We start from the raw sequence: 26,422 nt of genomic DNA, 5'->3' as shown, positions 1-26,422 counted from the left end.
TATCCCCCTATATAATTTGATAGTGAAAACATGTCTTCTCCCCCGTATGACAAGCAGGTCCTACTTGTTTCACATTCACAACAATTGAATCTTGATCACAATCTAAATATAAAGATTGCACATATTGAAGATTCCCTGATGTTTCCCCCTTATTCCATAACGACTGCCTCGAACGAGAGTAAAACCATGTTCTTTTCGTCTCTAACGTTTTTTCATATGCTTCTTCATTCATATAAGCTAGCATTAAAACTTCTTTCGTACCTTCTTCGATGACAATTGCCGGTATTAATCCTTTTGAAAAATTAGGTTTCATAACCGCACCTCAACATTTGCATCTCTTAATTTTCGCTTTACACTCTGCACTGTCGCCTCACCATAATGAAATATGGATGCCGCTAACGCTGCATCAACTGTTGTCTTTTGAAAAACTTCTATAATATGATCCGTATGACCACAGCCCCCTGATGCGATGACTGGAATAGAAACACTTTTTGAAATTTCTTCTGTTAAACGAAGGTCATATCCGCTTTTCGTTCCATCTGCATCCATACTCGTTAACAAAATTTCACCTGCCCCAAGTTTAACAACACGCTTCACCCATTCTATGGCATCCATTCCTGTGTCAACTCTTCCGCCGTTGACATATACGTTCCATTTACCTTCTGCTACTTTTCTAGCATCAATTGCCACGACAATACATTGTGATCCAAAGTGTTCTGCCCCTTCTTCTATTAACTTCGGGTTTCGCACTGCCGCTGAGTTTATTGAAACTTTGTCTGCCCCAACTCTTAGTAAATTGTACATATCTTTCACACTTGATATCCCCCCGCCAACCGTAAGAGGAATAAATACTTTTGCTGCTGTTTTTTCTACAACATCTATAATCGTTTTTCTTCCTTCATGAGTCGCCGTAATATCTAAAAATACGATTTCATCTGCCCCTGCCTCGTTATATGCTTCAGCTATTTCAACCGGATCACCGACATCTTGTAATCCTATAAAATTTACACCCTTTACGACTCGCCCTTCTTTCACATCTAGACATGGAATAATTCGTTTCGCTAACATAACTTCGTTACCTGTAATACTTCTTCTAAATCAATCGTTTTCTCGTAAAGCGCCTTTCCAATTATGACACCATATATATTCATATCATTTAACTTTTTCACATCTTGAATAGATGCCACTCCTCCAGAGGCGATGAGACGAATGCCCACACTTTTTTGAAGTATCGCTAATTGTTCAAAATTTGGACCTGCAAGCGTCCCGTCTTTCGAAATGTCTGTAAACACAATCGTTTGAACACCTAAACTTTCCATTTGTTTCGCTAAACTAACGTAAGAAATTTCAGATAGATCAAGCCAACCTCTCGTTGCTACGAAACCATTTTTCGCATCAATTCCAACAATGATTTTCTCTTTATATAGACGAACTGCTTCCTCTAAAAATGACTTATCATAAAGAGCTGCTGTTCCTAAAATCACTTTTTCTACACCTGCTGACAATAACTTCTCCACCGTTACAAGTGAACGAATTCCTCCTCCCACTTGCACAGGAATACGTACCGCCTTGCAGATTTTTTCAATGACGGGCAAATTTAAAGACTCGCCAGCAATTGCACCGTCTAAATCAACAATGTGTAGTATTTCCGCTCCAAGCTTTTCAAATATGATCGCCTGCGCTACTGGATCTTCATTCATCACCGTTTCTTTACTAAACTCTCCTTGATAAAGTCTAACGCATCGTCCTTCTTTTAAATCGATAGCTGGGAAGATTTCCATGCTTCTACCACCCCTTGAAAATTTTTTAATATTTGCATGCCAATTTCGCCACTTTTTTCTGGATGAAACTGTGCACCAAATACATTTCCTTTCGCGACAAACCCTGGTACTTGCATTCCATAATCACTTACTCCGCATACAATTTCATCTGGACAATCCGCGTAATATGAGTGAACATAATACACGAAAGAACCATCCACTAATCCATTCCAAAGCGGAAATTCTCTTTCCTTCCTTAATTCATTCCATCCCATATGAGGAATTTTATACGAAACTTTTAACTTACGAATTTCCCCTGGTAGTAAACCTAACCCGCTACAATCTTTTAGTTCCTCACTTCGTTCAAATAAAAGCTGCATGCCCAAACATATACCGAGGAGTGGTTTTCCTATATCACAAACCTCTTTTAGTACACACACTAAATCTCTTTCTTCTAATACGTCCATCGCTTTCGGAAATGCACCTACTCCCGGTAAAATCACGCCATCGCTTCTCAATATCTCTTTTTTATCACTCGTTACAATGTACTCTGCGCCAATATATTTTAATGCTTGCTCTACACTGCGAATATTCCCCATTCCATAATCTATAATGGCAATCAATTACAACATTCCTTTCGTTGAATTTACACCAGTAATGTTGGCATTTTTTTCGACCGCTTCTCTAAGCGCTCTACCAAAAGCTTTAAATAATGCTTCAATTTTGTGATGTGTATTACTTCCGTATAGAACGCGCGCATGTAATGTAATATTGGCAGCATGTGCAACTGCTCTAAAAAATTCTTCCGTCAATTCTGTATCAAAATCCCCGAGCTTCGGATTTGTTAATTCCCCTTGAAATACACAATATGAGCGTCCACTTATATCAATTGCGACAAATCCTAAAGATTCATCCATCGGTACATACGCAGAACCGTAACGATTAATTCCCTCTTTGTTTTGCAATGCTTCTTTCAAGCAATTTCCGAGTACAATTCCAACATCTTCAACGGTGTGATGTGCATCGACAAATACATCACCTTCTGCTTCAACCTGCAATCCAAATCTTCCATGTCTAGCAAATAAAGTAAGCATATGATCGAAAAAACCAACCCCTGTTTGAATAGATACATTTGTACTTTCATCAAGCTGCAAATTTAATTTAATTTTTGTTTCTGTCGTCTCACGTGCTTGACTGGACTGACGCATTATTTTTCCTCCTCAAACCTTATTTGGATTGCTCTCGCATGTGCATGTAACCCTTCTTTATTTGCAAGCTCTACAATATGATGCTGTACATTTTTTAATGCTTCCTCCGTATAAGAAATAAAACTTGATTTTTTCATGAAATCATCGACTGATAACGGAGAAAAGAATCTTGCCGTTCCGCTCGTTGGTAATACATGATTCGGTCCCGCTAAATAATCCCCGAGCGGTTCAGGTGAATATGGCCCAAGGAAAATAGAGCCTGCATGTTTCACATAATCTAGAGCATTCATTGGTTCTTTTATATGTAACTCTAAATGTTCTGGAGCAATTTCATTTGATAACTTTAGCGCCTCCTCTAAAGAAGGAACGATAAAGGTGGCTCCATTTCTATTTATTGATTCACGTGCAATTTCACTTCTTGGTAACGTTTCTAACTGTCTTTCTACCTCTTTTTCTACTTCTTTAGCTAGTTCCATATTCGTTGTAATACAAATCGCCGTTGCTCTCTCATCATGCTCTGCTTGCGATAATAAATCCGCTGCGATATATTTTGCATTACCTGTTTCATCCGCGACAACTACAATTTCTGATGGACCAGCAATCATATCGATATTTACTATTCCGTATACTTCTCGTTTCGCTAGAGCGACGTACAAATTTCCCGGTCCAACTATTTTATCCACTTTCGGAATCGATTCCGTCCCGTATGCTAAAGCAGCAATTGCTTGTGCGCCACCTATCGTATAAATTTCATCTACTCCCGCAAGATCTGCAGCAGCTAATATATGTGGATCAATTCCTCCTTTCCTCGGCGGTGTTACCATTACAATCTTTTTCACACCTGCGAGTTTCGCCGGCAATACATTCATTAATACTGAAGAAGGATATGAGGCTGTCCCACCCGGTACATATACACCTACATTTTCTAACGGCCGAATGAGTTGCCCTCTAATTATCCCTTTACTTTCACAATCGAATATTGAGTGCTTCTTTTGCTTTTCGTGATACGAAACAACGTTTTTCTTCGCCTCTTTTAAAGCTTCTAAAAATGAATTCTCTACAAACATACTCGCTTGCTGTATTTCTTCTTCACTTACACGAAAATTTTTCATCTCTACACCATCAAACTTTTTTGTATAGAAAGATAAAGCCTCATCTTTCCCTTCCCTTACATGTCTAATGATTTCTCTTACACTTCTTTGAACAGTTTCTTCTATTATATTAGCGTTTTCTCTTAGCACTTTTATTTTAGATAATGCCTCCTTAAATTCTTCATAAATGATTTCCATTTTAAATCCTCCTATTTCCCTGATAAGATTTCTTGCTCCATCATATTTATAATGCTGAATATTTCGTCTTTTTTAGTTTTTAAGGCTGCCTTATTTACAATCATCCGAGCCGATATAAAGTACATTTCCTCAAATACAATGAGTCCATTCTCTTGTAATGTTTTTCCTGTTTCAACAATATCTACAATCGCATCTGCCAATCCAAGAAGAGGAGCGATTTCTACAGAACCTTCTATCTTAATAATTTCTACATCCTCTCCCTTATCATGAAAATAAGTAGAAGTAATATGGGGGTATTTCGTAGCGATTCTTTTCTTCCGGTAACTCTTCGGATTATACGTAGGAATAGAAGCAACACAAAACTTACAAATCCCCACTCCTAAATCCAGCATTTCATAAATATCTTTCTCGTTTTCCATTAAAATATCTTTTCCAACGATGCCAATATCAGCTACCCCATGTTCTACATAAGTAGCAACATCAACCGCTTTTACTAAAATAAATGAAACATTTGTATTTTTACTTTGAAATACAAGCTTCCGACCTTTATTTTTGAGCTCGGAACAATCAATTCCAATCTGCTCAAAAAGTGGAATGACATGTTTTTCTAATCTTCCTTTCGTTAACGCAATTTGAATGTTACGCATGAAGCCTCTCCTTCTTTCTGGACTACCCATTTCTCATTCCATACATATTCCACTAAGTATTCATTCTTTGCCTCAACGACCGTTCCTATTTTATTTTTTCTTGCAAATTGAAAGGTATCGCTTAAATTAGAGAATAGAGATAACCAAGCATTTTTCCCATCCTTTCGAAGTAAATTTCGTAACCTTTCTGCTTCCGCTAATCTATTTAACTCATAATGAATCACAATATCAATTTGATTTCGTTCATATGGTTCTTGCTGCTCTTGCAGCGCCTTCACAATTTGATTTACTTGTACCGCGAGTCCAACAGCTGGCAGCATTTCTCCAAAATTCCCAATTAGCTCATCGTATCTTCCGCCACTAACGATTTCTTCTCCAATTTCATATATATATCCTTTGAAAATAACACCCGTATAGTAATCTAAGTGTTGAATCATGCCCAAATCAATTGATATGTAAGAAGCATACCCTAACGTTTCAATTGTTTCATACATTTCTTTTACTCTTGCAATTGCCATTTTCATTTCATTACTTGAAGCAAGCTTTTCTGCCTCCTCAATAACTTCTAAATTTCCAAATAGCCTTGGTAATTTCTCAAGTAATCTTACTGTCTCATCGCATCGATCTAATTTCTTTTCTCCGATAAAATTTGAGAGGGCAGCATAATTTTTACTTTCTATATACGTTCTAAGTACTCTTTCTTCTTCATCATGGATGGAGAGCTTTTTTACAATACATTTATATAACTGTACTTGCCCAATCTCAATTGTAAAAGATTGCACATTCAACTTTTGAAGTGCTTGAATGACACTTATTACACATTCAATTTCAGCTCTTACATTATCAATCCCGATAACTTCAATACCACTTTGTACGATTTCATTATATTTTCCAGAATGGGATTCATTCGCTCGAAATACATTCCCGCTATACGTCACTTTAAGTGGCGTATCCCATCTCTGTGTTCCAATCACTCTTGCTAAAGGAATTGTCATATCTGGACGTAAAACGATAATCCTTCCCTTTTCATCAAAAAATTTATACATCTTCTCTTCATCTATCGGTCTATTTTGAAATGCAAAAACATCATAAAATTCAATTGTAGGTGTTCTTATTTCCTCATAACCTCTCTCTAAAAAAGTAAGCCTTAATTTTTGCTCCACTTCTTCAATTAACGTACATTCTTCGAATAAATAATCTCTCGTTCCATTCGGGTTCGCCCGTTTCCATTTTGTCATCTAAATTTTCACACCTTTCCCCTTCTAATGTATGCCTATTTCATTCACCTAAGCCGAAAATAAAAAGAGCCTTGTAGACAAAATACCTACAAGGCTCTTCAGTAGAGTGTAGGTACAACGGGAATAACCCTTGTACCTACACGTTTTCACGCTAGGTTCAAGGGTTTCATGTATGATGATGTAGTTGTGTAAGCATTGTAATAGATTTTATTGTATTCATAATACTTACTCCCTTTCTCCTCTGATTTTCACATAGTATATAACAGTTAATTTTGAATGTAAATACATTTTTAATATTCCGTCACTTTTTTTTAATGTAAAGCCACTTTTCTTTCATACTCTTTTATTTCTTGTTCATATTGCATTGTAATACTAATTTCATCTAAACCATTCAATAACTTCTCTTTCCACATTTTCTCGATTGTAAAATGGAATCTATGCATATTCGTTATAATTATTTCATTTTCTAAATCAACTGTAATTTGTTCCCTCGCATCTGTTTTAGCAAGTTGTTCACGCATATCTTTATCCATTACAATCGGTAACATGCCATTCTTCATACAATTCATATAAAAGATATCGGCAAATCCTCCAGCGATAATAACGCGGAAACCATAATCAGCAAGTGCCCATGGAGCATGTTCTCTTGACGAGCCACATCCAAAATTATCACCTGTGATTAATATGCTGGCTCCTTTTCTTTCTTGTGCATTAAGCGGGAAATTAGGGTTTTCTTGGCGATTATTATCATATCGCCACTCATCAAATAAAAACTTCCCAAACCCAGTTCTTTCAATTCTCTTTAAATATTGCTTCGGAATAATTTGATCTGTATCAATGTTATCATTCATCAGTACTGCGGCAGTACCTTTATGAATACGAAATGGCTCCATCATAACTCTCCTTTCTAATATCAACAAAATGACCATATAACGCAGCCGCTGCCGCCATTGCCGGGCTAACTAAATGCGTTCGTGCTCCCTTTCCTTGTCTTCCTTCAAAATTGCGATTGGACGTAGAGGCACAATGTTCTCCTTCAGGCACTTGATCTGGATTCATACCTAGACACATTGAGCATCCGGGCTCTCTCCATTCAAATCCAGCTTCTTCAAATATGCGATGTAATCCTTTATGCATCGCTGCTTCTCTTACCCTTTGAGATCCAGGTACAACAAGTGCTCGCACACCTTCTTTTACTTTTTTACCTTTCACGACAGATGCAGCAATTTCTAAGTCAGAAAGCCTGGAATTTGTACAAGATCCAATGAAAACATGTTGAACTGGAATGTCATACGTACTTTGTCCGGGACTCAATCCCATATAAGAAAACGCTCTTTCATCATTTGCATCATGCTTTTCTGGCAATTTCTCATCGATCCGAACACCCATACTAGGATTTGTTCCCCACGTAACGTACGGCGCTAAATCCGTAACATCTACTAGAATATGTAAATCATAAACTGCATCTAAATCTGTATAAAGTTCTGACCATTTTTCCTTAATAGATTCATAGTCTTTCGGTGCATATTTACGCCCTTTTACGTAAGCAAACGTTTTTTCATCTGGTGCAATAATGCCAGCCTTTGCTCCCCCTTCAATTGCCATATTGCAAAGCGTCATCCTCTCTTCCATATCCATAGCATGAATGGCCTCTCCGTAAAATTCCATTACGTAACCTGTTCCAACTGCTACTCCGTACTTTGAAAGAAGGTGTAAAATAATATCTTTCGCATAGACACCTTGCGGTAACTTTCCTTTTAACTCAATGCCCATCGCTTTCGGCTTTCGTTGCCATAACGTTTGCGTTGCCAATACATGTTCCACTTCACTCGTACCAATACCAAACGCTAGTGCGCCAAAAGCACCGTGTGTTGCTGTATGACTATCACCACAAACAATCGTTTTTCCTGGCTGTGTGAGTCCAAGTTCTGGTCCTATTACATGAACGATCCCTTGCTCTTCATCTCCGATATCCGCTAATGGCACCTGAAATTGTTTACAGTTTTGCCGAAGTGTATCTAGTTGCTGCTTCGCAATGCGGTCGGTAATATTCCAAACATCTTTCGTTGGAATATTATGATCCATCGTTGCAAATGTTAAATCTGGTCTGCGGACTGTTCGATTTGTAAGCCGCAAGCCTTCAAAGGCTTGCGGTGACGTTACTTCATGAACAAGATGTAGATCGATATATAATAAATCCAATCCATTTTCATTAGTCGCAACTACATGTCTTTCCCAAAGCTTATCTAGTAACCTTTTTCCCATTATCTTCCTCTCCCTACTAACGCTTGCTCTTCCATTTCTTGAATAACTGCCTTTGTAAATGAAGTTGTCGTTTCAGTCCCCCCGATATCTGCTGTACATTTCCCTGATTTAAGGACTGCAGAAACTGCTTCTTCAATTGCATCTCCTTCTCTCGTTAATCCGAACGATTGCCCAAGCATCATTGCAACAGAACGCATCATCGCAATTGGATTCGCCTTATTTTTCCCCGCAATATCCGGTGCTGATCCGTGAATAGGCTCATATAATGAAGGTCCCTTTTCAGCGTGACTTGCTGATGGAAGCATTCCTAATGATCCAGCTAATACTGAAGCCTCATCACTTAAAATATCACCAAATAAATTTTCCGTTACAATAACGTCAAATCTTCCTGGATTCCGAATTAATTCCATAGCTGCTGCATCTACTAAAATGTGTTCTACTTCCACATTTAGGTAGCGAAGTGCTACTTCTTCTGTCACAGTTCTCCATAATTTACTAGACTCTAAAACATTCGCTTTATCAATAGATGTTACTTTTTTCTTCCGCTTATTTGCTAATTGAAAAGCATACGAAACGATACGTTCAATTTCATGGCGATGATACGTAAGTGTATCTGTCGCCACTTCTTCCGTTCGCTCTTTCGGATAAGAAAAATAAATTCCGCCTGTTAATTCACGAACGACAACGAAATCAATTTCATCAGCGTTTTTTAATGGTGATAAATGTGCAGTTGCACTTTCTACCGTTACAGGGCGAACATTCGCAAATACACCGAGTCCTTTTCTTAATGCTAATAATCCTTTCTCAGGCCTTTCTTTCGCACTATCCCACCTTGGTCCACCTACTGCTCCAAGTAAAACCGCATCACTCGCTAAACAGGCGGCAAGTGTTCGCTGTGGTAATGGTTGCCCAGTTAAATCGATAGCAACACCACCAAAGTACTCATCTTGCAAATGAAAATGATGTCCATATAGCCTTTCTACCATATGCAATACTTCCTTCGCACTCTCCATTACTTCTGGACCGACACCATCACCAGCTAAACAAACGATACGTTTTTCCATTTTTAACACTCCTTTTAACCGAATTTTCAGAACTTTAATTTGATAGGTGAGGAAAGCTTCTCTCACCTATCAATTATTTATTTCACAAGCGCTATAAGAGATTTTAATTTCCCTGCTGCATGGACATAAGCTCTCGCCGACGCTTCCAATACGTCTTGCGCAACTCCGAAACCTGCTATTTGGTGACTACCTTCTTTTAATTCAACATGAACGTGAGCAAGTGCATCTTGACCTTGTGTAATAGATTGTATGCGATAATCTGCCAATTCACATTCTAATCCTAAAATTCTTTGAATCGCATTGTATATCGCTTCAATACTACCAGAACCAGTGGCTGCATCTTCATATACATTTCCTTCCTCATCCTTCAGCACAACTGTTGCGCATTGTGTACTATTTGATACGAAATGCACTTGTAATTGCGTAATGTTATATTGCTGGGCTGCAAATGCTGCTTCACCAAGCATAATTGCGCGTAAATCTTCCTCAGTAATTTCCTTTTTACGATCCGCCAATTTTTTAAATGCTTCGAATGCCGCATCTCGCTCTTCATTTGTAAATTCATAACCAAGCTCTTTCATTTTTTCCGTAAACGCATGACGGCCAGAATGTTTCCCAAGTACAAAGAGATTTTGAGATTCTCCTATAAGCGCTGGTTCGATAATTTCATAAGTTGTTACTTCTTTTAAAACCCCATCTTGGTGGATGCCTGATTCATGAGCAAATGCATTCGCTCCAACGATTGCTTTATTTTTCGGTACAACCATACCCGTTAACCTGCTTACTAATGTACTCGTCGCCTTAATTTCTTTTAAAGTCATCGAAGGTTCTGCTTTATAAAAATCTTTTCTAATATGAAGAGCTACTGCAACTTCTTCTAACGCTGCATTCCCTGCTCTTTCTCCAATTCCATTAATCGTTCCTTCTACTTGCACTGCTCCCCCTTCAACCGCAGCTAACGAATTTGCTACTGCCATACCAAGATCATCGTGACAATGACAAGAAAAAATCGCTTTTTCATATGATGGAACGGATTCTTGTAAGTATTTAAAAAGAGAATAATACTCTTCCGGATTTGTATATCCAACTGTATCCGGAATATTAATTACATTCGCTCCTGCTCGAATCGCGATTTCTACTGCTTCAGCTAAAAATGCTCTCGATGTTCTTGTCGCATCTTCTGCAGAAAATTGTACTGTCGGAAATAATGATTTTCCGAGCGTAACCGAGCGATGAATACTATTTAACACATCTTCTTTTGACATACAAAGTTTATATTTCATATGAATATCACTCGTAGCTAGAAATACGTGTAGACGAGGAGATACAGCGCCTCTCACAGCTTCATATGCTCTTCGAATGTCACTTTCTTTCGCTCTAGCTAAACTCATAACCGTAGCGTTTTGAATTGTATTCGCGATGCGTTTTACCGATTGGAAGTCACCTTCGGAAGCTGCCGCGAATCCAGCTTCCATTACATGAATACCAAGCCTCTCTAATTGCCTAGCAATTTGTAACTTCTCTTGTTCATTTAAATTTACTCCTGGTGATTGTTCGCCATCACGAAGCGTTGTATCCATGAACAAAATCTGCTTCATATTATTTAACCCCTACCTTTACTCGCGGCTGTACGAAAGGCATCATTTCACGTAATTTACGTCCTACTACTTCGATTTCATGTTCATTCTCTTTCTCATTTGTCGCGTGGAAATTTGGTCTTCCTGCTTTATGCTCTGCAATCCAGCCTCTTGCAAATGTACCATCTTGAATTTCTGCTAATACTGCCCCCATCGCTTTCTTCGTATCTTCAGTAACAACGCGTGGTCCTGATACGAAGTCTCCCCACTGCGCTGTATCTGAAACTGAATATCTCATATTTTCAAGTCCACCTTCATACATAAGGTCAACGATTAGCTTCAGTTCATGTAAACATTCAAAATATGCAAGTTCAGGCTGGTATCCCGCATCAACTAACGTTTCAAATCCTGCTTTTACAAGTGCAGTCACTCCGCCGCAAAGTACAGCTTGCTCTCCAAATAAATCTGTTTCTGTTTCTTCTTTAAACGTCGTTTCTAATACACCAGCTCTCGTTGCTCCAATTCCGTCAGCATAAGAAAGTGCTTTTTCAGTCGCAACTCCTGTTGCATCTTGATATACTGCAAATAATGCAGGAACAGCCCCTCCCTCGGCGAACGTACGGCGTACGAGATGCCCCGGTCCTTTTGGCGCTACTAGAAATACATCTACATTCGCTGGTGGTTTTACTTGATCAAAGTGAACATTAAATCCATGTGCGAACACGAGAGAGTTTCCAGCCTGTAAATTTGGTGCAATTTCAGCTTCATATACTTCTGGTTGTAATTCATCAGGCAATAGAATCATTACTACATCAGCTTTTTCCGCAGCTTCTGCTACTGTATATACAGAAAACCCATCTTCATTCGCTTTATCCCAAGACTTACCTTTTCTTAAACCTACTACTACATCAAATCCGTTATCACGTAAATTTTGCGCATGCGCATGACCTTGCGAGCCATATCCGATGATTGCTACTTTCTTTTCCTTTAATACATTTACTGTTACATCTTTCTCATAATAAACTTTTGCCATTTTCATTTCCCCCTATATTTAAATGATTATTGAATTAACATAACTTGCTTATCTTGTTTTTTCATACTACGTGTAAATGCTGTTACACCTGTTCTAGCAATTTCTTTCAAACCGTATGGACGAAGTAATTCAATTAACGCTTCTACTTTATCTTGCGTACCTGTTACTTGCACAACTATGGAATCCTTCCCAACATCTATTACAGCGGCTCGAAATGGTTCAATTAAACTATATAATTCTGCCCTCGCTACAGAAGTTGCTACTTTAATAAGAGCAAGCTCTCTAGCAATCATCGCTTCTTCTGTAATATCTGATACTTTCAGAACATCAATTTGCTTATGCAGTTGTTTAATTAACTGCTCAACTTGCTGTTCACTTTCAACGTGTACAACAATCGTCATTCGCGATATATCTGATGATTCTGTATGACCTACTGAAATACTTTCAATATTAAAATGTCTTCGTGTCATAACCCCTGTAATTCGGTTTAACACACCACTTTGATTTCGAACTGTCGCTGTAACAATTCTCTTCACCCTTTTTCCACTCCCTCCATTTGGTGAACACCTTTTCCTGGTGCAACCATCGGCATAACCTTCTCTGATTGAAGTACACGACAATCGATTACGACTGGCTCTTGTAATTCGATCGCATGCTGGATTTGCTTCTTTGCAAGAAGTGGATCGTCAATACGAACACCTTTTATACCATACGCATTCGCAAGAGCGACGAAATCTGGTTGGCATGGCAATGAAGAATGTGAATATCTTTGATTGTAAAATTCATCTTGCCATTGTCTTACCATTCCTAAAGCTTCATTATTTAAAATAAATACTTTAACGGGTAAAGCGTGTTCTTTTAATACACTTAATTCTTGCAGAGTCATTTGAAACCCAGCATCACCAACAATTGCAATAACTAGTTCATCTCTCTTTGCAATTTGCGCACCGATTGCTGCTGGAAATCCGAACCCCATCGTTCCTAATCCGCCAGAAGTTACCCATTTATCTGGATTTTTCAACGGATAGTATTGTGCTGCCCACATTTGATGTTGCCCAACGTCTGTTGTTACAATCGCTTCTCCTTTCGTGATTTCATATAGCATATCAATCGCGTATTGAGGTTTAATACTTTCAGAATTTCGTTTATAAGAGAATGGATACTTTTCTTTTCTACTCTTTAATAAAGAGAGCCATTCATGATGATTTTCTTTCTTTCCTTCTGATTGAAGCAATACTTCTAACGCCCGCTTAGCACTTGCAACAATAGGAATCTCTGTTGGCACATTTTTCCCGATTTCTGCTGGATCAATATCGATATGTGCAACAGTCGCCCCTTTAGCAAAAAAAGCTAAATTCCCAGTAAGACGATCGTCAAATCTCGCACCTATATTAATGAGTAAGTCGCATTCATATAACGCCATATTGGCTGTGTAAGAACCGTGCATTCCCCCCATCCCTAGAAATAGCCCATCATCTGGCGGAAAACCACCAAGTCCAAGTAACGTATGCACAACAGGGATTTCATATTTACGGGCAAAACTTGTCAATTCTTTCGAAGCTTTCGCATGCAGTATACCTGCTCCAGCTAAAATTAACGGTTTTTTTGCGGTTTCAATTGCTTGTAGTAATTTGTTTATTTGAAGTAGATTCGGTTCATAATTAGGGTTATATCCTGGTAAATCCATTTGTACATTGCTACATCGCTCACCTTTCTCGACTACCATATCTTTCGGAAGGTCAATAACGACTGGTCCTGGTCTTCCTGTTTTAGCAATATGAAATGCTTCTTTAATAATTCGAGGTAAATCTGAGGCCTTTCGCACTTGATAGTTATGTTTTGTCACTGGCATCGTAAGTCCCATAATATCCGCCTCTTGAAAAGCATCGCTCCCAATTAACGTTGTTGCTACTTGGCCTGTAAATACAACAAGTGGCAATGAATCAATCATCGCATCCGCTAGACCCGTAATTACATTTGTAGCACCTGGTCCACTCGTTGCAATTACAACCCCTGGGTTCCCTGTAATTCTGGCATACCCTTCAGCAGCGTGAATTGCCCCTTGCTCATGCCTTGTTAAAATATGCGGAATTTCACAATCATACAGTGCATCATAGAGAGGTAAAACGGCACCACCCGGATAACCGAAAATCACTTTTACGCCTTCCTTTTCTAGCGCTTCTAACAATAGCTGTGCACCAGTTGCCAGTTTCTCTTCCGTTTTTGAAGACATTGTTCTTATAAGCCCCCTTTTTCAAACTTTTATACAATAAAAAAATCCTACGTCCACACTCCAGCTATGTGCTGAAGGGACGAAAGATTTCGCGGTACCACCCTTCTTTGCAAGAATACTCTTGCCTCAGTGATCCATAAATGGATCTAGCTAATAACGGAGCTACCGTCTAAGCCTAGACAAATGCTTTAGCTTAGCACTCAAGGGCGATGTTCGTCGACGTGAACCATCGGTTTTCAGCAACCACCGACTCTCTGTGAGGCTTCACAATCAACTACTCCTCCCTATCAACGCTTTCTTATGTTAAAAAAGTTGTTATCCAACTTTATTTTCTTCGTAAATTTTCTCTCCATCTTCTACAACTAACTTACGAAACTCTTCTAATAAACGGTTCGTATGTGGACCTGTTTGCCCTAAGCCAATCGTTCTACCATCTACTGTCGTAACAGCAATAACTTCAGCAGCTGTTCCTGTTAAAAACACTTCATCAGCTACATATACATCATGTCTTGTAAATAACTCTTCTCTTACGTCATACCCAAGTTTTTCGCCGATTTCTAAAATGGCGTTTCGTGTAATACCTTCTAACGCTCCAGCAGAACTTGGTGGTGTAATTAATTTATTTCCTTTAACAATAAACACGTTATCTCCTGATCCTTCAGCTACATATCCTTGATCATTTAACATAAGCGCTTCTTGTACTCCAGCTAATTTCGCTTCAATACGAACTAAAATATTGTTTAAGTAATTTAAAGATTTTACTTGAGGGGATAAAACATCGGGACGATTTCGGCGCGTTGCAACTGTTACAACTGGAATCCCTTTCTCATAATATTCTTGTGGGAATAAAGATAATTGTTCTGCAATTACTACTACATTCGGCTTCTTACATGAATCGGGATCCAATCCAAGATTTCCTGCTCCTCTTGATACAACAAGGCGAATGTATCCATTAGATAATTTATTTTGTCGAATCGTCTCAACAACAATATTTGTTACTTCATCTAATGAATATGGAATTTCTAAAAGGATTGATTTTGCTGATTCATACAACCGGACAAGATGCTCTCTCAAACGGAAAACATTACCGCTATAAACTCTAATTCCTTCAAACACTCCATCGCCATATAAATAGCCATGATCATATACTGAAACTTTTGCCTCATCTTTTGGAACAAATTCTCCATTTAAGAAAATCCATTGCTCATTCACTAGAAGCGCCTCCTATGTTCTATGAATTTTTTATTGTTTCCTAGTTTACTCTCCTTTCTAAATAAATCAAGTGAATTTTTAGAAAATTTATAATTTTTAATCATACGTACTTCTTTACTTATACTGATTTAACAACATTGTTAACGTTTACAAAAAGTCAAAAAATTTTTTTCGCCAATTTCCACTAAAAAAATATTTGTTTAAAAGAAGGATTTTCATCAATTGATACGAATCTATTGTATTCAATAAACGGACGTCCGATTTTATAAATCCGGGAATATATAACGACTTTTGCTGAAAAAGGGGGAAAATAGCAAAAATAGCGCTGTCTAAAAATAACATTCATATTTTTCATTTCGTAATCATAATCCTATTTTTAAAAAACAATTTGTCAAAATAAAGGAGGAAATTAATATGGCGTGTGTACAAATTAAAGGAACGAGACAAGAGGTAGTAGAAATGCTGCAATTATTTGATCTAATGGATACGAAAGGTTTTTGTAAATTCGATAATTACGTAGAGGTAGAACCAAATACGCAAGAACATAATCATTTTATTGCTTCAATCGACATCCATTCAAATACTTCTTCTGCCCAAGATACATTAAACGATCAATTCGTTAGTCAAATGCTTACTGGCGTATATAACGACTAAACAAAGATTTACTTCCTACCATCTTTTCATAAATGCAGTGAACTTGAGCATACTAGCAATTAGATGGTAGGAGGTGAGAATTATGGCTAGAATTGGCGTTGAAAACTCATTAACAGACGTTCAACAAGCTCTTCAGCAACAAGGTCATGAAGTTGTTACACTTAACTCAGAACAGGATGCACAAGGGTGTGATTGTTGCGTTGTAACTGGGCAAGATTCTAATATGATGGGCATTGCAGATACATCAATTAAAGGATCAGTCATTACAGCTCACGGTTTAACAACGGATGAAATTTGTCAACAAGTTGAAAGTCGCACTTAAAAAATGAAAGAGGACTCCTTTTAAAAGGAGTCCTCTTTTTTATATTCACCTAACGGGAAAGTAACATATACTGGATGAAAGCCCTACCTCTCTCTCATCATTACGGTTCCACTGACCGCTCCTTGATTCACTAGTATACATATATAGCTTACAAATACAATTTATAGGGTTTGTTCACAAAAGTTGTTGATAAAATTACCCGATCTTTCGCAAACTTTTCGTATTGCATTCATAAGAGATATTTACTTTACACTAGCTGTAACCGAGACACGAATTAAAATTCTAACACCAATACAATAACTTGTCAATATTTTTCCGCAAATTAAAAACAGACATTAACGGTTTGTCTGTTTTAGAATGGAGCTTTTTCTTTTATTACATATACAACAAAGCCGCTTACTAACATAAATAAGCCAACTACTAAGTTTTTGATATTAATCATAAATTCCTCTCCCTTATTCCACACATCATATATATTTACATTTCAATTATTCCGATCATCCTAAAGCGCACTTTTTCTAATATATCATAATTCCTAAAAAATGCAAGTTCACTTTTGACGACCATTCACAAATTTATCTACAGTGCTTGGTACAGTATTTAAAGCCTTTTCAATTAAATGTGTACTGCTGTTGAGATGTAATACTTGCACTCCATTAGAACCAACTACTAAAAAAGCTACTGGACTAATGGAAACCCCAGCCCCGCTTCCTCCTCCAAATGGATGCCCTTGTTTGTTCTCTTTATGCTGATTTTGCCCACCGTTATGTTTTTCAGTAATGAAATCCCCTTTAAAATCACTTCCACCAGCTCCAAAACCAAAAGCCACTTGAGATACTGTTAATACTACATTTCCGTCAGCTGTTGAAACCGGGCTCCCAACAATTGTATTTACATCTACCATCTCTTTTAAATTTGTCATTGCCGTTTTCATTAAATTTTCAATTGGATGTTCCATTATGTATTGCACCCTTTCCTCATTATTCCTTTTTATATTTTCCAAAATAGAGGAAGTCATACTAACTTTTCCTATTTCAAGAAAACATTTTCCTCCTTTTAAAAGATACTACTCCCTGTACATGCTCCGGTATAGTGAAACTTTAATCAGTGGGATGTGTACGTAGCTCGACTCTCACAAATAGCGGGATAAAAAAGAAAAAGAGATACATACTACTATTGAACCTTGTTATGAAAGGAGTCATGACTTTGACTGAGAAATTTGATGATTATAAAAGAAAAGATAGAATAGATAGTGATTATAGTGACTATAAAGAAGAGTACGCCGCTGAGGTTGCACCACAACGCATTGATTATGATTACAATGATAAAGACGATAAAGATGTTGTAAAATCGTCCGCTGCTGGATCAACTGCTGGTTTTATTGCTCTTGCGCTATCTATCTTATCGCTATTTACATTTCCAACACTATTTGGTCTTGTTTCTGTTTTACTCGGTATTTACGCTTATAATCGCGGAGCTACTGTAACTGGCGGTATCGCTGCAGTTGTCGGTGGGATTGCTGCACTTATCGCAATTTTATTCCGAGTAGCACTTATTGGTCTATTGTTCTCCCTGTTCTAAAAAAGAAAAAGGTATCTCGCTTATCGCGGGATACCTTATCCTGTAAACACATCTTCCGATGGATATTTTATTTTTTGTTTTGCTGGTCGCGCTAAAGAGAACACAAGTGTTAATGGTCCGATTAATCCGCAGAACATAACAAACATAATAATACATTTTCCGAATGCCGATAGCTTTGCAGTAATTCCCATCGTTAATCCGACTGTGCCAAACGCTGATATTGTCTCAAATAATAATTGAATAAAGCTGAAGTTTTCTGTAAGCATTAATATAAATACCGCTGCAAAAATAAGTATTTGACTGGCAACAGCAATCGCTAAGGCCCTCGTTACTGTAGATATTTTAATTGTACGCTGAAATAAAACAATTTCCTCCTTTTTTCTAAAGAAAGAAAGGACAGATGTAATTAAGATAACAAACGTTGTTAATTTAATTCCTCCACCTGTCGATACACTTCCTGCACCAATAAACATTAAAATCATCGTAAACAATATAGATGATTCTTCCATACCTCCATAGTCAACCGTATTAAATCCAGCTGTCCGCGGGGTAATACCTTGAAAGAAGGAAGCCCATAGTTTTTCATTTAAAGATAAATTCCCTAACGTCTTCACATTATTATATTCCAATACAAAAATCACAATCATTGCTATAACATTTAGCACTACTGTTCCAATAATCATTATTTTTGAGTGAAGTGATAATTTTCGAAAACTGCGACTATACCATATATCAATTAATACGGTAAAACCGAGTCCACCTATTACAATTAAAGAGCAAATCCCGATATTAATAATGGGATCCCCTACATATCTTGTTAAATTATCTGGCCATAAAGCAAATCCTGCATTATTATAAGATGCAATTACATGAAAAATACTATAGTATAAACCTTTTCCAAAACCAAACTCTGGAATAAAGCGAAATGATAAAAAGATGATCCCAATAAGTTCAATACAAATCGAAAATATAAAGACACGCTTTACTAATTTTACAAGACCACCTATATTTGTTTGATTAAATGCTTCTCCAATTAACAAACGATGGCGTAATCCGATTTTTTTACCTAGTACCCAAACAATTAAAATGGCAATTGTCATAAGACCTAGACCACCTGTTTGAATTAAAAACATAATAACAATTTCGCCAAACATCGTAAATGTACTTGCTGTATCCACTACTCCCAAACCAGTTACGGTCGCTGCTGACGTTGCTGTAAAGAAAGCATCTACCCAACTAATATGTACTTTCGTTGCAAATGGTAATTTTAATAACAAACCGCCAACCACAATTAAGCAGAAAAATCCTAATGCTAATATTTGTGGTGGGTTTAATCGTATAAGACGATTATACAGCCCTTGTTTTTTTGTTACGTCCATATCACTAACTCCCTTATTAAAGTGAAGCTTTCCCCTCATAAATAAAAAGCTTTTTAAAAGCCCTTAAATAATTGGGACAAACCTTATATTCTCATAATATAGTTGAGCATAATCCTTTTTTTCATAGATTACAACTTTTATTTATATTCAGATTCCTTTTCATTTTATGCTGGAAAACTCTATACCCTAACTCAATATTGCTAGCAATAACAATTTCATATGTACTATTTTTCAAATCCCCATATCTTTCACTCTATGTTCACATAGAGGTCACATCCACCTTTTATAGTATATGTATCGAAGCTGTTCCTCCCTAATTTATAAGACATTCCCCAGTGTCTTTGAATAGCTTCCATCCCTAATTAAATTGACATAAATTGTCCCCTTCCCTTGACCATCTTATATATGATGGTCTTATTTTTTGTTTGCTCTATCTTTTATTCCGCTATTTGTGGGCAATAAACGCCCGATTGGTTAAGTTTAATAATTAACAGGGGATGAACAAAAAACACTCATTAAATTTTCATTTTATTTAAAACTCCCTCTCTCTTTCACTCTATATTCACACAGAGGTCACATCTACCTTTTATAGTATATGTATCGAAGTTGTTCCTCCCTAATTTATAAGACATTCCCCAGTGTCTTAAAGCAGCTTCCATCCCTAATTAAATTGACATAAATTGTTCCCTTCCTTGACCATCTTATATATGATGGTCTTATTTTTTTGTCTTTCTATCTTTTATTTAAAACTCCCTCTCTCTTTCACTCTATGTTCACACAGAGGTCACATCTACCTTTTATAGTATATGTATCGAAGTTGTTCCTCCCTAATTTATAAGACATTCCCCAGTGTCTTTGAACAGCTTCCATCCCTAATTAAATTGACATAAATTGTCCCCTTCCTTGACCATCTTATATATGATGGTCTTATTTTTTTGTCTTTCTATCTTTTATTTAAAACTCCCCCTCTCTTTCACCCTATGTTCACATGAGAGTCACACCTACCTTTTATAGTATATGTATCGAAGTTGTTCCTCCCTAATTTATAAGACATTCCCCAGTGTCTTAAAGCAACTTCCATCCCTAATTAAATTGACATAAATTGTCCCCTTCCCTAGACCATCCTATGTGATGGTCTATTTTATTTTCCAAACACAAAATCAGTCTATCTACACTTAAACAAAAACTAAAAATTCAGAAAATATTGTCAAATCAGGTATTTTTTCGGTATAATTACTTTAGAAAGAAATTTCGCAAAAACAAAAGGGGGGATTTTATTGAAACAAACAAAAGCAATCTTAATCGCATTATTTCTAGGTCTAGTTGTTGGACTCACTCTAAATTTAGCTGCTCCATCTATCTTTGAGCCACTAAATCAATTTGTGTTCAACCCAATTGGTCAATTGTTTATTCGACTTATTAAAATGCTAGTTGTTCCTGTTGTGTTCATTTCTATCGTACTTGGTGCTGCCGGCCTTGGAGATCCGAAACAACTTGGAAGAATCGGTTTAAAATCAATTTCATTCTTTCTCGTAACAACTGCGGTTGCCATCTCTATAGCGGTTACATTTGCACTTATTATAAAACCAGGAGCTGGCGGTAATTTTAAAACAGAAGGTCTTAAGTATGAAGGTGCAAAAACTGAAACATCTTTCGTCGACACATTGCTAAATATCGTACCAGATAACCCAGCAAAAGCGATGGCTGACGGAAACATGTTACAAATCATTGCCTTTGCCGTATTGATTGGACTCGGTATAGCTATTTTAGGAAAACGAGTTCAAGGTATCCATTCATTACTTGAACAGGGCAACGAATTAATGATGTATCTTGTTAATCTCGTTATGAAATTAGCCCCAATTGGAACATTCGGTTTGCTCGCTTCATCCGTTGGTAAAATGGGGCTTGCAGGCGTCGCTGCGATGTTCAAGTATATGATTGTCGTTATGTTAGTACTCATTATTCACGGGGTCTTTGTATATGGCGGCTTATTAAAGGTATTAGCAAAAGAAAGTATTGTTCGTTTCTTTAAACATTTCGGACCAGTAATGGCAATTGGATTTAGTACATCTAGCTCTAATGCATCGCTTCCATTTGCAATGAAAACAGCACAAGATAAGCTTGGCGTTCCAAAAGCGATAAGCTCATTTGTACAACCACTAGGGGCAACTATTAATATGGATGGTACTGCCATTATGCAAGGGGTAGCCACTGTATTTATCGCTCAAGTATACGGAGTTGAACTTACATTACCGCAATTAGCTATGGTCGTATTAACTGCTGTACTAGCTAGTATCGGTACTGCTGGTGTACCTGGTGTTGGACTTGTAATGCTTACAATGGTTTTAAATCAAGTAAATCTACCAGTAGAAGGTATCGCTTTAATTATCGGTATTGACCGTATTTTAGATATGTCTAGAACAGCTGTAAACATTTCTGGTGATGCAATTTGCGCAATGATTGTCGCAAAATCAGAAGAAAAATATAATACGGATCAATCGGCAGCATCTTAAATCAAAAAAGGAGTGATGAATTTCACTCCTTTTTTGATTTACTCCCTTTTTTAGAACGATATTCTTTCCCTTTATTATCATTACCAGTTTCAAATTCAGTGCTAAATTCCTGATTAAACTGGCCGGACTTTGGTGATCCTTGATTACCGCTCCCTTTACTACCGTTACGATTCGTCATATTTCTCCCTCCCTTCCTTGTATTAGTAGTATGGCGCTCTATCTTTTTTCATACACATTTTATTTTTTAACATCTATTACACATGAAAGAAGACCTCCCATATATAAGGAAGATCTTCTATTTCATCACGTAAGCGTTTTCTTGTTTATAATCACTTAAATAAGTTTTTTGGAAATTGAAATCATTACATTCATTTCAGCTTCTGAAAGTGCAGAGAATCTTTCTTGTAAATATTGTTTTTTCGCATCTTCCATTTTCGCAACTAAATCTTTCCCTTGTTCTGTAATCTCTAAATACACAACTCGGCGATCTGATGTAGAACGTGAACGAGTTACAAAACCTTTATTAATTAATTTTTCTGTAACAGCTGTAATATGACTATTCGACACATTTAATTCATTTGCTACACGCGATACCATTTCTTTATTCGTACGATTTAATATTCTCAGGACGATGAATTCATTCCACGGTATGTAACCACCAAATATTTTTCCGATATCATTACGCAATGTGCGAAACATAGCAAACACATTTGTCGATAGTTCTTCCATTAATTGCTCTCGATTTTGAGACAACTTTGACAGCTCCTTTTATTTCATTTAGTTAAATAAAAACCTTATTAATAATTTTACATGAAATCTTACTTTTTGTCACCTTATTTTCCCATAATTCGTAGTTTTTTAATATGTATTTCATGATAAAATGAAGTTAACTTCCAGAAAAAGGGGGTATCTTAATGCATGAGGAAGAGAAATTCTCAAATCTCAGCCTAAAAGATAAAACGATTATCATTAGTATTATTGCTCTTTTTCTCATTATAATTTTTGCATTTATATTTTTTGTATATGTAGGAATCTTTCAAATTACAGGTATAGAGTATAGTTCACGTATTGCGTTACTTCTCTTTTTTTTATTAATCACTTTCTTAGACAGTATTACATTTTTCATCTTCAGTTTCTTCAAAGCGCTGCTATATCCACTGACACAAAACATGCCAAATTGGATTTCTATTACTCTTTTCTCATTCATTGAAATTACACTAGATTGGTTCGTCATTCATACTGCTGATGATTGGATAGAAAGCGTACAAATGTCCAACATAGCTGAATTATGTGTCGTACTATTCTTTTTCCTCTTAAATAAGTTATTAAGTGACGAGAAAGAGTAAGAATACAAGCTTTTCTATATAAAAATTGGTACAATGAAAGCAAATCTTACTAAAGAGGTGTTAATTATGAACTTACAACAATGGGCTGATAAAGGTATGTCCTTTGATACATATGTGAATGAAATGCAAGTAAACCAATACGAGCTACTACACATTTACAATAACTTTTTAATTCCAAATGAATTACTTCCTGTATTAGAAGAACGTCAAAATGACGGCTGGCGTGTTATCGTATTAACTGCTGATTGGTGTGGCGATGCTCTTTTATGCGTACCTGTTATGAAACGAATTTCTGAAGTTGCAAATATTGAAATGAGTTTATTAATTCGCGACGAAAACTTAGAATTAATGGATCAATATTTAACAAATGGAACAGCACGTGCGATTCCAATCTTTATTTTCATTGATAAAGATGGAAATGAACAAGCCGTCTTTGGACCACGCGCTCCAAAAGTACAAGAATTAGTAACTTCAATGCGCGCTACATTACCCGAAAAAGAAGATCCAACATTCGAAGAAAAACAAAAAGAAATGTATGCTAATTTCCGTGCTACATTAGCTGATGATACTTCTCTTTGGGAGCATGTAATGGAAAATATGGTGGAAAAAATAGTAAAATAAAAAACCTGCCGAGCTCGGCAGGTTTTTTTATTACATAATAAAGAAATAGAATACCGCAGCTAAAATGAAACGATAATAAGCAAACGGTGTTAGTTTCACACGAGATAATAATTTCAAGAATGAAACAATTGCAAGCATCGCAACAACGAATGCAGTTACAAACCCTGTTACAAATAGCGTTATATCTGCTGAGCTTAATACATCCCAGCTTTTAATTAAATCTAATCCACTTGCAGCTACCATCATCGGTACCGCTAAAATGAACGTATATTCAGCTGCCGCTGTATGCGACACGCGAGCTAATAAACCACCACTGATTGTAGAACCAGAACGAGAAAATCCTGGCCAAAGAGCTAAACATTGGAACATTCCAATTGTAAATGCCTGTTTATATGTGATTTCATCTAAAGTTCTTGCTGTACTCGGTTTCGAAAACTTCTCAGCAACAATCATTAAAATACCACCGGCTACTAAGCTAATAACAACTGGTCCTGGACCAAATAAAACTTTTTTAATCGCACTATGGAATAACACGCCAAGTACCCCGGCAGGAATCATCCCGATAATAATATGTAATAAATTTAACGATGGTCCGTCTGTTACTTTACCTATTCCAACTAACGACCATAGACGCTTCCAAAATATAACAACAACTGCTAAAATCGATCCCAATTGGATAACAACTTCAAAAACTTTCGCTCTCTCATCGTCAAATCCAATTAAATGTCCTGTTAAAATCATATGTCCTGTTGATGATACTGGTAGAAACTCTGTTAACCCTTCAACAGCACCCATGATTAAACCAATTAACCAATCAGCCACAAGTAGTGCCTCCTTAATAACAAATAATATGTAATTTTTTCACACCTTATCATAATACCTTATCCCTTTTCAAAGTGCATCCTTTTTTTATTGGTTTCATATGTTGTAGGCGCTTATTTCTTTTCTAATCTTTGATTAAATTGTATGATAGTAAGAGTTTGTTTTTTTATACGGAAAGGGGATTTTATGAAAGAAACTACTTCATTCTCACAAAAGTTAAAGCAATTTGTATTACTATTTTTTCCGATTTTCGTAACGCAAATGTCATTATTTGCGATGAGTTTTTTTGATACAACAATGTCAGGACATGCAAGTCCAACTGATTTAGCAGGTGTTGCAATTGGAACAAGTATATGGATTCCAGTTAGTACGGGGTTAACAGGAATTTTAATGGCTACTACTCCCATTGTTGCACAGCTCGTTGGATCCAAGAAAAAAGAGGACGTTCCCCACGTTGTCATACAAGCAGTTTATTTAGCAATTTGTGCTAGCTTCGTTGTTATCCTTATCGGTTTTTTCGTCGTTTCACCTATTTTAAATGGCATGCGCTTAGAAGAACCTGTGGAACGTATTGCAGCGCAATTTTTAAGTATTATCGCAATAGGAATTATACCTTTATTCACTTACACTGTTTTACGTGGATTTATTGATGCATTAGGAAAAACTCGAACAACGATGATTATTACATTATTATCATTACCAATTAACGTAATATTAAATTACCTATTAATTTTTGGTAACTTCGGTTTCCCAAAGCTTGGTGGTGTCGGAGCAGCAATTGCTTCCACTGCAACATATTGGTGCATTTTAATTATTACAGTCATTATTATTCAGACGAAAGAGCCTTTTGCCTCTTTCAACATTTTCAAACAATTATACCGACCTTCTCTTTCGAGTTGGATAGCATTCTTAAAACTTGGCGTCCCTATCGGATTTGCTATCTTTTTTGAAACGAGTATTTTCGCTGCGGTAACGCTCATGATGAGTAATTTTAGTACGACAACTATTGCAGCTCACCAAGCAGCTATGAACTTTGCTTCCTTGTTATATATGACTCCGCTAAGTTTAGCAATGGCAATGACTATTGCGGTTGGATTCGAAGTTGGAGCAAAACGTTACGATAATGCAAAACAATACGGACTGATTGGAATTGGATTAGCCCTTGCCTTTGCTTTATTATATTCGATTCTTCTCTACTTCTTTGATGATCAAATTGCTTCTATTTATACGACAGATGCAAAAGTTCATCATTTAGCAAAAGAATTTCTTATCTTTGCAATTTTATTTCAAATTTCAGATGCAATTGCAACCCCTGTACAAGGAGCTTTGCGTGGTTATAAAGATGTAAATGTTGCTCTAATTATGACTTTAATTGCTTATTGGATAATAGGTCTACCACTAGGTTACATATTAGCGACGTATACAGAATGGGCCGCGAAAGGCTATTGGATCGGTCTTATTATCGGTCTAGCATTTGGCGCTGCCTTCCTACTTATCCGTCTTTTTCAAGTACAACGAAAATATACAACACAAAACAGCCGCTAATAATGTGAACTGCACCCCAATTGTTAGACACAGTCTAACAATTGGAGGTGTAGTTTTTTTATGACTAAATTTACTTCAGAAGACAAAATAAATGCAGTAATACATTATCAAGA

The 26,422-nt window shown here is 36.8% G+C and carries 29 protein-coding genes and 1 other annotated feature; of the genes, 7 read left to right on the top strand and 22 right to left on the bottom strand.

Annotated elements, in window-relative coordinates:
• Nucleotides 1-7 precede the first annotated feature (7 nt).
• From hisI to ilvE, 16 genes are all read right to left on the bottom strand, one after another.
• On the bottom strand, nucleotides 8-313 hold the full coding sequence (gene hisI, locus MR136_RS15710) for a phosphoribosyl-AMP cyclohydrolase (protein WP_000803961.1): 306 nt from the start codon (nucleotides 311-313) through the stop codon (nucleotides 8-10).
• Nucleotides 310-1,068, bottom strand: a complete 759-nt coding sequence (hisF, locus tag MR136_RS15705; protein ID WP_242259519.1) for an imidazoleglycerol phosphate synthase cyclase subunit — start codon at nucleotides 1,066-1,068, stop codon at nucleotides 310-312. The genes hisI and hisF overlap by 4 nt, the downstream gene beginning before the upstream one ends.
• Nucleotides 1,062-1,781 carry a 1-(5-phosphoribosyl)-5-[(5-phosphoribosylamino)methylideneamino]imidazole-4-carboxamide isomerase gene (hisA, locus tag MR136_RS15700; protein ID WP_000402298.1) on the bottom strand — a complete coding sequence of 240 codons (720 nt, stop codon included), beginning with the start codon at nucleotides 1,779-1,781 and terminating at the stop codon, nucleotides 1,062-1,064. The genes hisF and hisA overlap by 7 nt, the downstream gene beginning before the upstream one ends.
• Nucleotides 1,754-2,383, bottom strand: a complete 630-nt coding sequence (gene hisH, locus MR136_RS15695) for an imidazole glycerol phosphate synthase subunit HisH (protein WP_000560360.1) — start codon at nucleotides 2,381-2,383, stop codon at nucleotides 1,754-1,756. Before hisH ends, hisA begins: the two co-directional genes overlap by 28 nt.
• Entirely contained in the window at nucleotides 2,384-2,968 is a 585-nt protein-coding gene (hisB, locus tag MR136_RS15690) for an imidazoleglycerol-phosphate dehydratase HisB (protein ID WP_001249949.1), read from the bottom strand.
• On the bottom strand, nucleotides 2,968-4,257 hold the full coding sequence (gene hisD / locus MR136_RS15685; protein ID WP_017673042.1) for a histidinol dehydrogenase: 1,290 nt from the start codon (nucleotides 4,255-4,257) through the stop codon (nucleotides 2,968-2,970). The genes hisB and hisD overlap by 1 nt, the downstream gene beginning before the upstream one ends.
• An 11-nt stretch (nucleotides 4,258-4,268) precedes the next feature.
• Entirely contained in the window at nucleotides 4,269-4,904 is a 636-nt protein-coding gene (hisG, locus tag MR136_RS15680) for an ATP phosphoribosyltransferase (RefSeq protein WP_001244493.1), read from the bottom strand.
• Nucleotides 4,880-6,142 carry an ATP phosphoribosyltransferase regulatory subunit gene (locus MR136_RS15675; protein WP_017673044.1) on the bottom strand — a complete coding sequence of 421 codons (1,263 nt, stop codon included), beginning with the start codon at nucleotides 6,140-6,142 and terminating at the stop codon, nucleotides 4,880-4,882. The genes hisG and MR136_RS15675 overlap by 25 nt, the downstream gene beginning before the upstream one ends.
• A gap of 311 nt (nucleotides 6,143-6,453) precedes the next feature.
• Complete coding sequence (leuD, locus tag MR136_RS15670; RefSeq protein ID WP_000433187.1) at nucleotides 6,454-7,035, bottom strand: 3-isopropylmalate dehydratase small subunit; 582 nt, start codon at nucleotides 7,033-7,035, stop codon at nucleotides 6,454-6,456.
• Nucleotides 7,013-8,407, bottom strand: a complete 1,395-nt coding sequence (leuC, locus tag MR136_RS15665; protein ID WP_000518109.1) for a 3-isopropylmalate dehydratase large subunit — start codon at nucleotides 8,405-8,407, stop codon at nucleotides 7,013-7,015. The genes leuD and leuC overlap by 23 nt, the downstream gene beginning before the upstream one ends.
• Nucleotides 8,407-9,471 (bottom strand): 3-isopropylmalate dehydrogenase, encoded by a 1,065-nt coding sequence (gene leuB, locus MR136_RS15660; RefSeq protein ID WP_017673045.1) that lies wholly within the window; start codon nucleotides 9,469-9,471, stop codon nucleotides 8,407-8,409. The genes leuC and leuB overlap by 1 nt, the downstream gene beginning before the upstream one ends.
• Before the next feature lie 77 nt (nucleotides 9,472-9,548).
• Nucleotides 9,549-11,069 (bottom strand): 2-isopropylmalate synthase, encoded by a 1,521-nt coding sequence (leuA, locus tag MR136_RS15655; RefSeq protein WP_061456957.1) that lies wholly within the window; start codon nucleotides 11,067-11,069, stop codon nucleotides 9,549-9,551.
• A gap of 1 nt (nucleotide 11,070) precedes the next feature.
• Nucleotides 11,071-12,081, bottom strand: coding sequence for a ketol-acid reductoisomerase (gene ilvC, locus MR136_RS15650; RefSeq protein ID WP_119683139.1), 1,011 nt, complete (start codon nucleotides 12,079-12,081; stop codon nucleotides 11,071-11,073).
• Nucleotides 12,082-12,107: 26 nt separating this feature from the next.
• Nucleotides 12,108-12,617: an acetolactate synthase small subunit gene (gene ilvN / locus MR136_RS15645; protein WP_000822952.1), complete on the bottom strand. Its 510-nt coding sequence runs from the start codon at nucleotides 12,615-12,617 to the stop codon at nucleotides 12,108-12,110.
• On the bottom strand, nucleotides 12,614-14,314 hold the full coding sequence (gene ilvB, locus MR136_RS15640; protein WP_017673046.1) for an acetolactate synthase large subunit: 1,701 nt from the start codon (nucleotides 14,312-14,314) through the stop codon (nucleotides 12,614-12,616). The genes ilvN and ilvB overlap by 4 nt, the downstream gene beginning before the upstream one ends.
• 72 nt (nucleotides 14,315-14,386) lie before the next feature.
• Nucleotides 14,387-14,614: a binding site (T-box leader), on the bottom strand.
• A 15-nt stretch (nucleotides 14,615-14,629) separates the two neighbouring features.
• A complete protein-coding gene (gene ilvE, locus MR136_RS15635; RefSeq protein ID WP_001005486.1) occupies nucleotides 14,630-15,526 on the bottom strand; it encodes a branched-chain-amino-acid transaminase in 897 nt (298 codons plus the stop codon).
• Nucleotides 15,527-15,940: 414 nt separating this feature from the next.
• On the opposite strand from ilvE, the gene MR136_RS15630 reads away from it, so the two are divergent.
• Nucleotides 15,941-16,180: a DUF3911 family protein gene (locus tag MR136_RS15630; RefSeq protein WP_000752514.1), complete on the top strand. Its 240-nt coding sequence runs from the start codon at nucleotides 15,941-15,943 to the stop codon at nucleotides 16,178-16,180.
• 82 nt (nucleotides 16,181-16,262) lie between these two features.
• Nucleotides 16,263-16,502: a YkuS family protein gene (locus MR136_RS15625; RefSeq protein WP_000101019.1), complete on the top strand. Its 240-nt coding sequence runs from the start codon at nucleotides 16,263-16,265 to the stop codon at nucleotides 16,500-16,502.
• Between the two features lie 352 nt (nucleotides 16,503-16,854).
• Here MR136_RS15625 and MR136_RS15620 read toward each other — a convergent pair whose 3' ends face one another.
• Together MR136_RS15620 and ytfJ are read right to left on the bottom strand one after the other, a co-directional pair.
• On the bottom strand, nucleotides 16,855-16,944 hold the full coding sequence (locus MR136_RS15620; protein ID WP_000608227.1) for a hypothetical protein: 90 nt from the start codon (nucleotides 16,942-16,944) through the stop codon (nucleotides 16,855-16,857).
• 108 nt (nucleotides 16,945-17,052) lie between these two features.
• Entirely contained in the window at nucleotides 17,053-17,520 is a 468-nt protein-coding gene (gene ytfJ, locus MR136_RS15615) for a GerW family sporulation protein (RefSeq protein WP_000204234.1), read from the bottom strand.
• Nucleotides 17,521-17,708: 188 nt separating this feature from the next.
• Between ytfJ and MR136_RS15610 the strand changes: the two genes are divergently transcribed.
• Nucleotides 17,709-18,083 carry a hypothetical protein gene (locus MR136_RS15610; protein WP_000136542.1) on the top strand — a complete coding sequence of 125 codons (375 nt, stop codon included), beginning with the start codon at nucleotides 17,709-17,711 and terminating at the stop codon, nucleotides 18,081-18,083.
• A gap of 35 nt (nucleotides 18,084-18,118) precedes the next feature.
• Here MR136_RS15610 and MR136_RS15605 read toward each other — a convergent pair whose 3' ends face one another.
• Nucleotides 18,119-19,462 carry a TrkH family potassium uptake protein gene (locus MR136_RS15605; protein WP_224200891.1) on the bottom strand — a complete coding sequence of 448 codons (1,344 nt, stop codon included), beginning with the start codon at nucleotides 19,460-19,462 and terminating at the stop codon, nucleotides 18,119-18,121.
• 1,277 nt (nucleotides 19,463-20,739) lie between these two features.
• Between MR136_RS15605 and MR136_RS15600 the strand changes: the two genes are divergently transcribed.
• Nucleotides 20,740-21,975 carry a dicarboxylate/amino acid:cation symporter gene (locus MR136_RS15600; RefSeq protein ID WP_000814802.1) on the top strand — a complete coding sequence of 412 codons (1,236 nt, stop codon included), beginning with the start codon at nucleotides 20,740-20,742 and terminating at the stop codon, nucleotides 21,973-21,975.
• A gap of 22 nt (nucleotides 21,976-21,997) precedes the next feature.
• Here the strand turns inward: MR136_RS15600 and MR136_RS15595 are convergent, their stop codons facing one another.
• Both MR136_RS15595 and MR136_RS15590 read right to left on the bottom strand, forming a co-directional pair.
• Nucleotides 21,998-22,153, bottom strand: coding sequence for a hypothetical protein (locus MR136_RS15595; RefSeq protein WP_000184928.1), 156 nt, complete (start codon nucleotides 22,151-22,153; stop codon nucleotides 21,998-22,000).
• A 155-nt stretch (nucleotides 22,154-22,308) separates the two neighbouring features.
• Nucleotides 22,309-22,728, bottom strand: a complete 420-nt coding sequence (locus MR136_RS15590; RefSeq protein WP_224200890.1) for a MarR family winged helix-turn-helix transcriptional regulator — start codon at nucleotides 22,726-22,728, stop codon at nucleotides 22,309-22,311.
• Nucleotides 22,729-22,889: 161 nt separating this feature from the next.
• Between MR136_RS15590 and MR136_RS15585 the strand changes: the two genes are divergently transcribed.
• On the top strand, nucleotides 22,890-23,321 hold the full coding sequence (locus MR136_RS15585) for a YrvL family regulatory protein (RefSeq protein ID WP_000544070.1): 432 nt from the start codon (nucleotides 22,890-22,892) through the stop codon (nucleotides 23,319-23,321).
• 33 nt (nucleotides 23,322-23,354) lie between these two features.
• A complete protein-coding gene (locus MR136_RS15580; RefSeq protein ID WP_002040836.1) occupies nucleotides 23,355-23,942 on the top strand; it encodes a thioredoxin family protein in 588 nt (195 codons plus the stop codon).
• 30 nt (nucleotides 23,943-23,972) lie between these two features.
• Here the strand turns inward: MR136_RS15580 and uppP are convergent, their stop codons facing one another.
• Entirely contained in the window at nucleotides 23,973-24,764 is a 792-nt protein-coding gene (uppP, locus tag MR136_RS15575) for a bacitracin resistance undecaprenyl-diphosphatase (protein ID WP_000796254.1), read from the bottom strand.
• Between the two features lie 186 nt (nucleotides 24,765-24,950).
• Between uppP and MR136_RS15570 the strand changes: the two genes are divergently transcribed.
• Nucleotides 24,951-26,309, top strand: coding sequence for an MATE family efflux transporter (locus MR136_RS15570; protein ID WP_000665546.1), 1,359 nt, complete (start codon nucleotides 24,951-24,953; stop codon nucleotides 26,307-26,309).
• Nucleotides 26,310-26,422 lie beyond the last annotated feature (113 nt).

It is taken from the genome of Bacillus cereus group sp. BfR-BA-01311 (assembly GCF_022664295.1).
Taxonomy (GTDB): domain Bacteria; phylum Bacillota; class Bacilli; order Bacillales; family Bacillaceae_G; genus Bacillus_A; species Bacillus_A cereus.
Note: the sequence above shows the minus strand (reverse complement) of the source record. Positions and strands in the feature narration are given on the sequence as shown.